Raw genomic sequence first — 12,219 nt, 5'->3', positions numbered from 1 at the left:
GCTTCTCCCCGATTGACGCCTTCATTTTTTAGGTGCGCGACAGTTAATTTATAAATTTTATAGATGCGTTCATGTATTTTGGGTTTTGCAATAAACGACTAAATAAGAAAACATGCCATTGTTGGTTATGTTGGTGAAAATACCCCTGACAATATTCTTGTAAATTACTATCTAAATCATTGTGTTTAGAAAAGAAACTTTTCTTATTAAAGTGCTGTATACCCAAAACTTGATCTACAACTAAACCGACATAATGGTCATTATGACTAATACACATTACTTTTTGAGTAGGTGAATATTGGCTGCTTTGCCCAGAAACATAATGTGCCAAATCTGAAACTGAAAGTAATCTTCCGCGAATATTCGCTAAACCTACTACCCAAGGTTGGGTATTTGGCACTGGCGTATATTTCGGTGGATAAATAACCTCAGAAACTTCTCCTAATGGAGCAACGAAATATTGCCCCATCATCTCAAAAGCAATGCCTGACCAGCGGTTTACCTCATTTTCGGTACTAACGTAGTTTTTGTTTCCACGTTTAGATAACCGAAGCAATTCAATAAAACCATTTGCAGCCATAGCTTATCCTGCATTAAGGTGTTGATTAATCACATCAATTAATTGTTTTTCGTCAACAGGCTTAGTTAAGTAATCGCTTGCACCTTGGCGTTTTCCCCAAACACGATCAGTTGCCTGATCTTTGGTACTCACAATTACAATTGGAATGTGTTTGGTGGTGTCACCACGCGAAATTTGACGTGTTGCCTGAAAGCCATTCACGCCTGGCATAACCACATCCATTAATACTAAATCTGGTAATTCAGCTTGCGCCATGGTCACGCCATCTGCACCATTCGCTGCTTCAATGACTTCAAAACCATGCTTGGTCAAGATTTCTCTAAAGCGGAATGTTTCTGTAGGTGAATCATCTACAATAAGAATACGAGCCATTATTTTCCCCAATAAATCTAACTAACTAATAATTATGCGGTCACGTGGTTACGAATGGCGTTTAATAATTCATCTTTACTAAATGGTTTAGTCAGATACTCATCAGAACCCACGACACGTCCTTTAGCTTGGTCAAATAAACCATCTTTACTTGATAGCATAATGACAGGAATGTTTTGGTAGTTTTGCGAGTTTTTAATTAAGGCACACGTTTGGTAACCATCTAGGCGTGGCATCATAATATCTACGAATACGATATCTGGATTTGATTCTGCAATTTTGGATAAAGCTTCAAATCCATCAACTGCGGTAACCACTTCACAACCTTCACGCTGCAGAAGTGTTTCAGCTGTACGGCGAATGGTTTTTGAATCATCAATCACCATGACTTTTAGATTTTGGAATTTATCGTCCATTCAATGACCCTTCCCATTTTTGTTTGTACAAGCAACTGAGTAGAAAAATCTTACACATTGATCGTATTTTTAACATATCTTTACTTGTAGTTTCAATGAACATATTTAGTGTAAATCTACACTTTTACACCATTATCACCAAACCGCTCACACTTTCTTGTGACCATTGATATTTTTTATCGGTTGTATTTTTTTAATTCCTAATTTTGATCTAATATAACACTATTATTACGTGTAATTTAAGTAATTTAGTCAACTTTATTGTGGGGGACAACGTGAGCACTTTTTTTGCAAAATCACTCGCTGTCAAATTAAAACAAAATAAGCAGTCACTTAAATTGGGCATGCTTGCTTTACTGCTCTTGTCCTCTGCCCCACTCATGGCTGACAGCCAGAACAAAGCGGTGTGGTATCGCTATTATGATCAACATGGCGTTGCAAATATTAGTAGTAATGTGACACCTAATCATATTCGTCATGGCTATGAAGCATTAGACCGTAACATGCAAGTGATTCAGCGCGCACGTCCATACAACACTGAAATGGATATTAAAAAAGCCCCACAACGTGCTGCTCAAGCGTATCAAATGGAATCTGATCAGCGTTTAAAAAAAGCCTATACCAATAGTCAAACCGCAATCACTAAACGTAATAACGCTTTAGCGCATATTAAAAAGCAAATTATTTTCCAACAAGAACAACTCAAACAGCTGCAAAATGACCGTATTACTTTTAAACGTCAAGAAATGGAGTATTTACGCAAGGTCAAACCTGTGCCTGCACAACTAAAAACCAATTTGGACAATAACTTAAAAAACATCGAGCTTAAAAAAGATATGATTCAATCTTTACAAACAAGCTATCGAAATACACAAGCAGAATACGACAGAATTATTACTCGCTTAAAAGCACTTGAATAGTTGATTTGAATTACCTTGTCATTTTGGCAATCAATAAGGACAAATATGCATGCACATTGCACAGCGTATCGCAGTTAGGTTTAATCGGCAGCATTTACCCATTTTTCGTATCGGTGCAATCGGTTTATGTATTTTGCTGAGTGCCTGCCAAAAAACAGAAACTGAAAATAAAACAACAGTATCAGAAAAAATTGAACTCATTCAGCAAGATTTAGTGACACCACAACAAGGCAGCGCAATCAGTAAAACTGCCTTTACAGGCACAGTGCGTGCTGTGAATCAAAGCAGTATTCAAGCACAGGTGACTGCCACAGCAACCTCAGTCTATGTCAAAGTGGGAGATAGCGTACAACGTGGTCAAACCTTGCTACGCTTAAATAATCAGGATAATGCTGCGCGTTTAGCACAAGCTCGCGCCAATTTAGCTGCAACGCAAGCGCAAGCCAACCAAGCCCGCAACATGATGCAACGAAAAAAACGTTTGCTCGATCAGGGTTTTATTTCACAAGTGGAATATGAGCAAAGTCAGTTAGATTATCGTGCGCAAATGGAAAATGTACGCGCCCAACAAGCCAATGTCGATATTGCACTAAAAGCCGATCAGGATGGCACGATTACCAGTCCAATTCACGGTGTCATTACCCAACGTCAGGTTGAGCCTGGGCAAACTGTGGCTGCAGGACAAACCTTATTTGAAGTCGTCGATCCGAACCAATTAGAAATTCAAGCCAAATTACCAAGCGACTTACAAGCCGCACTCAAAATTGGTCAAAAAATTGAATATCAACTCCAAGGACAAGCAAACACATTTAATGCACAAATTAGCCGTGTTTCTCCTGTTGCGGATTTAGCCAGTCGTCAAATTGAATTTTTTGCGACCCCGCTTGAGCGTCTTCCCTCTTTAAGTATTGGGGCATTTGTGGATGGTTATATTTTAGCGAACACGACAATTTCAGGGCAAATCATCCCACTCAATACCATTCACGATATCCAAAACAAACCTTATGTTTGGGTGATTCGAGATCAAAAAATTGCCCGCGTGGATATCACAGTTTTAGAACAGCGCTATAGTGACAATACTGCTGTGATTCAAGGCTTACAGAGCAGTGATCTAGTCAGTCGAGTGGTGTTCAACCCCGATCAAATTCAGCAGCAGGTGATCATTCAAAATAACCCTCAATAAATTGAATTTCATCTCAATGCAGTAGTGCAGATGTCCAATAAATAAAAAATCAGGATCGTTGTTATGTGGTTTACCCGAGTTAGCGTCAAGTATCCCGTTTTTACCATCATGATGATGTTTTGTCTAATGGTGCTTGGCTTGGCTTCATGGCAACGTATGGGCGTGGAAGAATTTCCTGACGTCGATTTTCCGTTTGTAGTGGTTTATACCAGTTATCCGGGTGCATCACCTGAAACAGTTGAATCTGAAATCACCAAGAAAATGGAAGATCAGATCAACACCATTTCTGGACTCAAACAACTGGTTTCACAATCCAGTGAAGGGCTATCTACTATTATTGCCGAGTTTAATTTAGATGTTCCTTCGGCAGTGGCGGCACAAGATGTACGCGATAAAATTTCGTCTGTCAGTGCAGGCTTTCGAGATGAAATTCAAGACCCAGTGGTGGAGCGCTACGACCCAACTGCCAATGCAGTCATGTCGATTGTGTTTGAATCCTCACAAATGTCTTTGCGTGATTTAAGTTCCTATTTAGATCAACAAGTTGTACCGCAACTGCGCACTGTGTCTGGTGTCGGAACTGTTAATTTATTGGGTGATGCACAGCGACAAATTCGGATTGAGGTAGATCCACAAAAGTTAATGAGTTTTGGCTTAGGTGTAGATCAGGTCATCAACACGCTCAAAGCTGAAAATATTGAAGTACCTGGCGGCACACTCAAACAAGCCAATAGTGAATTGGTGGTCGAAATCCAATCCAAAGTCATTCATCCTCTGGCTTTTGGCGATTTAATTATTGCCAATAAAAATGGTGCGCCAATCTTTTTAAAACAAGTTGCCACAATTCAAGACAGTCAGGCAGAGCTGGAAACCAGTGCATTTTTAAATGGGCAAACTGCGGTTGCTGTCGATATCTTGCGTAGTTCAGACTCTAATGTCATTGAAGTGGTAGATAACACTTATAAAACCTTAGAACGTATTCAAACCCAACTGCCTGCTGGCATGACTGCAAAAGTCGTGGTGGATTCTTCTAAAGGGATTCGTGGCAGTATCCGTGATGTAGCACGTACCATTATTGAAGGTGCGATTCTGGCAGTCCTGATTGTACTGTTGTTTCTTGGTTCATTCCGTTCTACCGCTATTACAGGATTGACCCTGCCAATCGCCCTACTCGGCACACTCACCTTTATTTGGGCATTTGGCTTTACCATCAACATGATGACCTTACTGGCACTCTCGCTCAGTATTGGCTTATTGATTGATGATGCAATTGTGGTTCGTGAAAATATTGTGCGTCATGCAGATATGGGTAAAGACCATGTCACGGCTGCTTTGGATGGTACTAAAGAAATTGGCTTAGCAGTTTTAGCAACCACCTTAACCATTGTGGCGGTATTTTTACCTGTGGCATTTATGGGCGGCATTATCGGACGCTTTTTTTATCAATTTGGTGTCACCGTCAGTACTGCCGTGCTGATTTCCATGTTTGTCAGTTTTACGCTGGATCCAATGCTTTCTGCACACTGGGCAGAAAAAGCAAATCCGAATAAAAAACCTGGACGGGTAAAACGCTTCTTAAACTGGATTTCTAACAAACTCGACAATTTAAGCCATCATTATGAAAAACTTTTAAAATTGGCACTGCGATTTCGCGTTATTACCTTATTGATTGCCGTGGGTTCATTATTTGCTGCACTCGGATTATCCAAACTGATTGGCACAGAGTTTGTACCTGTACCTGACAAAGGTGAAATTCGGATTAAATTTGAAACACCTGTGGATGCATCGCTTGAATATTCACAAGCAAAATTAAAACAAGTAGATCAAATCATTCGTCAACACCCAGAAGTACGCGCGACTTACGGGGCCATTAACAGCGTGACAGATCGCGGGAAAAATCATGTTAATTTACGTGTAACTGTCAGCCCGCGTAATGAACGTCAACAAACGCTAACCGAACTCAATAACGAATTCCGCCAGCGTCTACAAAGTGTTGCAGGCATCACCATCACCTCTGTCGCCTCTGCCGATGAAACGGTTTCTGGTGGGCAAAAACCTGTGATGGTGTCTATTAAAGGCCCCGATTTAGCAGAATTACAAAAAATTTCTGACCGCTTTATGACAGAAATTGCTCAGGTGGATGGTATTGTCGATTTAGAAAGCTCGCTAAAAGCCCCTAAACCTACATTAGGTGTTCATATTAACCGTGTCCTTGCAAGTGATTTAGGACTATCGGTGAATCAAATTGCCAATATTATCCGCCCACTGATTGCGGGGGATGACGTCACTACTTGGCAAGATGAACGTGGCGAAACCTACGATGTCAATGTTCGCCTTAAAGAAAACCATCGTAGCTTACCGAGCGATGTGCAAAATATGTATTTAACTTCACAAAAAACCGATACCAATGGACAAAATATATTAGTGCCTTTGGCAAGTGTGGCGAAGTTTGAGGAAAGTTTAGGTGCGGCACAAATCAACCGTCGTGATTTAGCCCGTGAAGTTTTGGTCGAAGCCAACACCGCAGGACGTCCTGCAGGTGACATTGGTGCCGACATTCAAAAAATTCAGGATAACTTTAAATTACCCGCAGGTTATGGCTTCGACACTCAAGGCGCCAATGCTGACATGGCTGAATCTGCAGGTTATGCGCTGACTGCAATTACCCTATCTATTGTGTTTATTTATATCGTTTTAGGTTCACAATTCAACAGTTTCATTCACCCTGCAGCGATTATGGCTTCTCTGCCTTTATCGCTGATTGGGGTATTCTTGGCACTGTTTATTTTTAACTCGACCATGAACCTGTTTTCTATTATCGGTATTATTATGCTGATGGGGTTGGTCACCAAAAATGCGATTTTACTGATTGATTTTATTAAAAAATCCATGGATCAGGGCGAGTCACGTTATGATGCAATTATTGCTGCAGGGAAAACCCGTTTACGCCCTATTTTAATGACCACCAGTGCAATGGTGATGGGGATGGTGCCACTCGCACTTGGCTTGGGTGAAGGCGGCGAACAAAGTGCGCCTATGGCACATGCAGTCATTGGCGGTGTAATTACATCTACCCTACTCACCTTGGTGGTCGTACCTGTCATTTTCACTTATTTAGACGATTTTAAGAATTTTATGTTACGCCAAACACGTAAACTCATTTCTTAAAATCTCACGTAAAATCACACAATCGCTCGGGCTAAATTTTAACACAAGTTTAGCCCGATTTTTATTGTATAATCTGGCTTTGAAAAAAATCCATTTAACGCTTCATTTTTTAGGACAGTTTCCATGCGCGCGAGTCGCTTTTTATTTGCTACGTTAAGAGAAACCCCAAACGATGCCGAGGTGATTTCTCACCAGCTGATGTTACGTGCGGGTATGATTCGTAAATTGGCTTCAGGTTTATATACTTGGCTGCCAATGGGTGTGCGTGTGCTAAATAAAGTTGAAGCCATTGTTCGTGAAGAAATGAATCGCGCAGGTGCTTTAGAAACATTTATGCCTGTCACTCAGCCTGCCTCACTTTGGGAAGAATCAGGTCGTTATGTGCAATACGGTCCTGAATTACTGCGCTTTAAAGACCGCCACGACAATCCTTTTGTACTTGGCCCAACACATGAAGAAGTCATTACCGATTTGGCGCGTAATGAATTAAAAAGCTATAAGCAATTACCAATCAACTTCTATCAAATTCAAACCAAATTCCGTGACGAAATTCGCCCACGTTTTGGGGTAATGCGTTCACGCGAATTTATTATGAAAGATGCTTATTCTTTCCATACCGATCAAGCTTCTTTACAAGAAACCTATGATGTAATGTACGACACCTACTGCCGTATTTTCTCGCGCTTAGGTTTAGACTTCCGCCCAGTACAAGCAGATACAGGTTCTATTGGTGGTTCTGGTTCACATGAATTCCACGTTCTGGCTTCAAGCGGTGAAGATGATATCGCCTTCTCTACCGAATCTGATTATGCAGCCAATATTGAAATGGCTGAAGCTATTTTGGTGGGTGAACGTGCTGCTGCAACCCAAGAACTCAACATTGTGGATACACCAAACCAAAAAACCATTGCTGAAGTTTCTGCATTTTTAGGCACAAATAGTAACCAATCAGTCAAAGCGCTCTTAGTTCAAGGTGTTGCAGATGAAACAGGTCAAGTGCCTGTGATTGCATTATTCCTGCGCGGTGACCATGAACTCAACGAAATTAAAGCAGAAAAGCATCCACAGATTGCTGCACCACTTACTTTTGCAACCGATGCACAAATTGCAGCTTTAGGTTTAACTGCTGGCTTTGTTGGTCCACAAGGTTTGGTTGAAAAAGGCATAACTGTGATTGTAGACCGTGCTGCATCAGTACTGTCTGACTTCGTTGCAGGTGCAAACCAAGTTGATCAACACGCAACAGGTGTGAACTGGGAACGCGATGCACAATATACTGAAGTTTACGATTTACGTAACGTCGTTGAGGGCGATCCATCTCCAGATGGCAAAGGAACTCTACAAATTAAACGCGGTATTGAAGTCGGTCATATCTTCCAGCTTGGTACTAAATACTCAGAAGCGTTAGGCTGCAAAGTATTAGGTGAAGATGGCAAACCGTTTACTGTTACCATGGGATGCTATGGGATTGGAGTCACACGTGTCGTTGCCTCTGCCATTGAACAAAATTTTGATGATAAAGGGATTATTTGGCCTGCAGCCATCGCACCATTTGAAATTGCGATTGTACCAATGAACGCACATAAATCACCTCGCACATTAGAAGCAGCAGAAGCACTTTATGCTGAACTTCAAGCTGCGGGTTATGATGTATTACTGGATGATCGTAATGAACGTCCTGGGGTGAAATTCTCTGACCTTGAGCTTACAGGTATTCCGCACCGTATTGTGATTGGTGAGAAAGGTTTAGATGCAGGTACTTTTGAATATAAAGGTCGTCGTGATGCTGAATCTAGCAACCTAACGAAAGAAGAATTACTCATCAAAATTGCCAAATAAGATTGAACACTGAGTATAAAAAATCCCGCACAAGTTGCGGGATTTTTTTCATTTGGGATTAGCAGAATTTCATACCACCATAACAGTTAGGGGTAACATTTTGGTTTTGTAAAACCTGATTATTAAGTGTTAATCTGGCTGGTTGACCCGTGTAATATCCTGTGTAACTACCAACATCGATATTCATTTTACGCTCGATTGGTGTACCAGCCAATGAACCTAATGCTTCTAACAAACTTACATCTACATTATGCTTATCTTGCATTAACTCAGAAGTTAATGCTTTTGCGACCTGTGGTAGTACTGCAGAAACATCTACCAAATCCGCAGTTGCCAAATAACCTAATTGCACTGGTTCCTTAAACGACATCCACCAACCTTGTTGTGCAATATCTTTTTCATCTGCACCCATCCACTGCACTGGCTTGCTTTGTAAAGATAAATATCCACCTGTTCCTGTCAGAGGAATATTGTGAATCATATTTAGGGCTTGGACAAAAGTAATATCCATATTCAAATTTTCTAATGTAGAACCCTTACTCATTTTAAAGAATGAGTGATCACCAACAGAACCAAACAATAAAGGAGGAAATGTGACATATAACTGGTCTTTTGAAAAGTCAGGTGTTCCATTTACATCACCAGTATATGTCCCAGACTCTGTTGCCGCTAGCGGAATAGAAGCTAATGTTGAACGGATACCCGTAACTATAGCGGACTCCATACGCTGACCAGTCACTACTGTTTCAGGCATCGTAAAATCAGCTCGCATCGATGGAACGGTAATCCCAGTATGTCCTTCTGCGCCAGGTTTACTTGTATAGACACGATCCTGCCCCAACGCAGTCAGTATCCCACTAATTTTTTGGTCAGAGGCATTACCAAATTTAGCTTCTTTAGTAAATGAATGCCCTTGCGTTTGTGCCATTTTCATATAACCACTGAAACTTTTAATCCCGTCATTTGGGTTTTGCACGTTATCTGTACCCAAAGTCAGTAGACCTAAAATTTCTTCTGCACCTAAGCGAAAACCAACCACTTCACGTGTTGACGCACTATTTCCACTAATCGCAAATTCAATAAATGGATTGGTAATTTGTGCACTGGTACCCGCACGTTCACCATTAAACTTTGGGTTACCTGTTGAATCATAGGATTCATTCAAACCACTTAACGAAATATTAGAAATATCAATATCACATCCCGCTTTACCACCAATCGCGTTATTTACACCGCCACAACCTAATTGTAGCGTTTTAATGTTGGCATTAAGCTCCATGAGTGCATCAACACTTAGTTTATAAAAATTTAACCCTTGCGATTGATCTGTCGCAGTCATCAGGTTCAAAAGTGCCTGACCTTGTACATGAGATAACTGATCATCATTTAAAGCCTGCATCGCTTGAGCAGAATTGAATGAAAAAGCTGTACTTAAAATAGATGCAACTAAAATTGTTTTTTTCATTTTATTTCTATCCTTTAGCGTGGCGTAATGCCCAATGTGCTGCGCATGGTTCCACCTGTAAGTGCGACAGATGCGATTTTCTGCATATTGCCATTGGTAGACATTGCAAAGTTTGTTTTAAAGGGTTGAGCAATATCATTTTTATAATTAAATTTCACTTGATTGTCTAAAGTGACCGTATCTGCACTGACGACGACTTTTCCTTTGACACCTAAATGACCTTCCATACGATTCAAGTTAATAGAAGACGTTTGAACAGTTTCATTATTCACTTGATCTTCATTAATCAAACTAAAATAACTACCTAAATTCTTCGGATCAGCCTGTTCTGTGCTATCTAGACTTCTAAACTTAAAGTTCGCATCAAAAGACAAAAAGTTTGAGTTCGGATTAGTATCGGTAGGATCCACTCCAGGAATTACCAACAATTCACCATTGCCATCTAATTTAAAAGCAATTGTGGTCAACACATCATCTTTCTTAGAGAAATTATCGTAAGGTACAAAACCACCGCATTTAGTTGATCCTGTGACGCAGTTGTATTTCGAACCTGGTAATTGTCCAATCGCTAACTCTGCTTTTGCTGCAACTAATAAATGATCTGCACGAATATAAATCCCTTCATCTTCATAACCAATCACACCGTCGGACTGAATTAATGCATCAATATTTCTTAAACCAGCATAATAGTTGACAGCTTCACCAGCATGCAGGCTGTCTTGCCCGTCAATTAAGATAATAGAAGTGGTACTTGGTAAGCCTGTTTTTGAATCAATGCCATAACCTTCGGTAGAAACAATAGCGTTATAACCAATTCCAGTTTTGTTCGTTCCATCATAAGGTGACAGATATTGTTTACCCGACAAGGCCACATTGGCATTTAAATTATAAATTGGAATCCCAATACCCCAAGAACCACCATCTCCTGTCAATTCATTTAAAGAGTTGTCAGAAATAATTCTAGCTTTGGCTGCAATAGACTGAAAGTCCATACCACGAACAGCGATCAGTGAGAACTGGTCACCTTCAAGCTTACTCGATAGCAACTGGTTTAAAATAGGACTGGTTGCACCAATGGTATTTTTAATATTTTCATTGACTAAAAAATTGAGGTTTTTCGCTTGTACGGTATTAATATAAATATCGCCAAAATCAATATAAGCATTTTTATTGTGCAAAGCACCTTGTGCATCACGTGTGGTTAGCGGTCTTAAATTCGAAAACTCAACCGCATAACTGCCTTTTCCTGTGTGCCCAATTTCTAAGGTTGTTGGTAATTGCCCTGCAGCCAAGCCTGCCGTATTTTGATTGGTAAAATCAGCAGATAAGCCCAAATGCAAACCACCTTGCCCCACCACAGTATCGTAGCCTGTAACTGCGGTATTTTTAGTTTCAATTACACCATTGACCTTATTCGAAACGTCAAAATTGGCAACATTTTTTTGATGCCCATTAAAAAACAATTTCGCATTGCTTACCGCACCTGATGCACCAAAGCGAATTAAATTTTTATCATCATAACGCAAGTCAATATTGACCCCAGGGTTAGTTGCATTTTGTCGGCTACTAGCAACATCACTCAGGTCTTTCACTCGTCCAAGATTCACAAAATGGTCGGTGGTGCCATTTTTAGTGGTAAAGACCAATCCCTCATCGGCATCAATGTACATATAGCCGTCAGTCGCAAAATTAAAGTTAAAATCATGCATAGATAATTCATGCTTACCTAAACCATGACTAATTTTGGCATTCTGTAACTGGAAGTTTAAATGTGCCGTTTCATTTTGATTGAATAAACCTGCTTTGGTTTCTAATAAAACTTTTAAAGGTGATTTAGTTTCTAAGCCGAACTGACCCAAGCTTTGTGTTTCTTTAGTACAACTATTTCCGACACAGTTTTTTTTGACCAAGTTTAAATCAGCAGTCGATTGAAAAGCATCAATACTCGCATCGATACGCACACCTGCGCCAACATCAGTTTTCCCCACATCTAAAGCAAGCTTACTGATAATAGGCTGGTTATTCTGTCCTTTAATTTCTACATTATGTAAGCCTAAACCCTGTTGAGTTCCAGCCACTAAATCAGGATCATACCAATTGACTTGATTAATCGTGGCTTTAGACATTTCATGGGTGATTACAATACCATCTTGCCCACTTACATCAGACAAATGCTGGTCTGCAATCAGCTCTAAAGCATACACTTGTTGCGCACAAAGTACGCTCAATGTTAATAAATTCAACTGCATTATTTTTTTCATTGTTATTTCCCTATA

The 12,219-nt window shown here is 40.2% G+C and carries 9 protein-coding genes; 4 read left to right on the top strand and 5 right to left on the bottom strand.

Annotated elements, in window-relative coordinates:
• Positions 1–43: 43 nt before the first annotated feature.
• The 3 genes from FTT70_RS06065 to pilG are packed head-to-tail and all read right to left on the bottom strand — an operon-like array spanning position 44 to position 1,368.
• A complete protein-coding gene (locus FTT70_RS06065) occupies positions 44–580 on the bottom strand; it encodes a chemotaxis protein CheW (protein ID WP_004975527.1) in 537 nt (178 codons plus the stop codon).
• 3 nt (positions 581–583) lie between these two features.
• Positions 584–952, bottom strand: a complete 369-nt coding sequence (locus FTT70_RS06060; RefSeq protein ID WP_004975526.1) for a PleD family two-component system response regulator — start codon at positions 950–952, stop codon at positions 584–586.
• Between the two features lie 32 nt (positions 953–984).
• Entirely contained in the window at positions 985–1,368 is a 384-nt protein-coding gene (pilG, locus tag FTT70_RS06055; RefSeq protein ID WP_004975524.1) for a twitching motility response regulator PilG, read from the bottom strand.
• A 275-nt stretch (positions 1,369–1,643) separates the two neighbouring features.
• Between pilG and FTT70_RS06050 the strand changes: the two genes are divergently transcribed.
• From FTT70_RS06050 to FTT70_RS06035, 4 genes are all read left to right on the top strand, one after another.
• Positions 1,644–2,288: a hypothetical protein gene (locus FTT70_RS06050; RefSeq protein ID WP_154320463.1), complete on the top strand. Its 645-nt coding sequence runs from the start codon at positions 1,644–1,646 to the stop codon at positions 2,286–2,288.
• A 49-nt stretch (positions 2,289–2,337) separates the two neighbouring features.
• Entirely contained in the window at positions 2,338–3,471 is a 1,134-nt protein-coding gene (locus FTT70_RS06045; RefSeq protein ID WP_004975519.1) for an efflux RND transporter periplasmic adaptor subunit, read from the top strand.
• A gap of 63 nt (positions 3,472–3,534) precedes the next feature.
• Positions 3,535–6,639 carry an efflux RND transporter permease subunit gene (locus FTT70_RS06040; protein ID WP_180168404.1) on the top strand — a complete coding sequence of 1,035 codons (3,105 nt, stop codon included), beginning with the start codon at positions 3,535–3,537 and terminating at the stop codon, positions 6,637–6,639.
• 123 nt (positions 6,640–6,762) lie between these two features.
• Positions 6,763–8,478 (top strand): proline--tRNA ligase, encoded by a 1,716-nt coding sequence (locus FTT70_RS06035; protein ID WP_178867157.1) that lies wholly within the window; start codon positions 6,763–6,765, stop codon positions 8,476–8,478.
• 58 nt (positions 8,479–8,536) lie between these two features.
• On the opposite strand, the gene FTT70_RS06030 is transcribed toward FTT70_RS06035, so the two are convergent.
• Positions 8,537–9,943 carry a hypothetical protein gene (locus tag FTT70_RS06030; RefSeq protein WP_167846168.1) on the bottom strand — a complete coding sequence of 469 codons (1,407 nt, stop codon included), beginning with the start codon at positions 9,941–9,943 and terminating at the stop codon, positions 8,537–8,539.
• Between the two features lie 14 nt (positions 9,944–9,957).
• Positions 9,958–12,204 carry a DUF6160 family protein gene (locus tag FTT70_RS06025; RefSeq protein WP_179989684.1) on the bottom strand — a complete coding sequence of 749 codons (2,247 nt, stop codon included), beginning with the start codon at positions 12,202–12,204 and terminating at the stop codon, positions 9,958–9,960.
• Between the last annotated feature and the right edge of the window lie 15 nt (positions 12,205–12,219).

It is taken from the genome of Acinetobacter sp. YH01003 (assembly GCF_013420525.1).
Taxonomy (GTDB): Bacteria; Pseudomonadota; Gammaproteobacteria; order Pseudomonadales; family Moraxellaceae; genus Acinetobacter; species Acinetobacter towneri.
Note: the sequence above shows the minus strand (reverse complement) of the source record. Positions and strands in the feature narration are given on the sequence as shown.